The organism is Pseudomonas sp. 30_B (genome assembly GCF_017491605.1).
Lineage (GTDB): Bacteria > Pseudomonadota > Gammaproteobacteria > Pseudomonadales > Pseudomonadaceae > Pseudomonas.
The window spans coordinates 1-234 of sequence record NZ_JAFGYY010000559.1 but is presented as its reverse complement, the minus strand read 5'-3'; the positions used below and the strand labels follow the sequence as shown (position 1 = coordinate 234).

The window sequence follows — 234 nt, the reverse complement described above, 5'->3', positions numbered from 1 at the left end:
TCACCGACTACTACGCGGAGAACAGCTGCACCGCCGGGCGATCCACCTTCATCACCGGGCAGGCGATCCTGCGTACCGGCCTGTCCAAGGTCGGCATGCCGGGGGTTCCGGTGGGCCTGCAGGCCCGCGACATCACGCTGGCCCAGGCGCTCAAGGGGCAAGGCTACGCCACCGGCCAGTTCGGCAAGAACCACCTGGGCGACCGCGACGAATACCTGCCGACCAATCACGGCT

The 234-nt window shown here is 67.9% G+C and carries 1 protein-coding gene; it reads left to right on the top strand.

Going from position 1 to position 234, the window contains the following annotated elements:
- The coding region (locus tag J5M67_RS29430) for a sulfatase-like hydrolase/transferase (RefSeq protein ID WP_207888782.1) at positions 1-234 on the top strand (234 nt) is incomplete at both ends.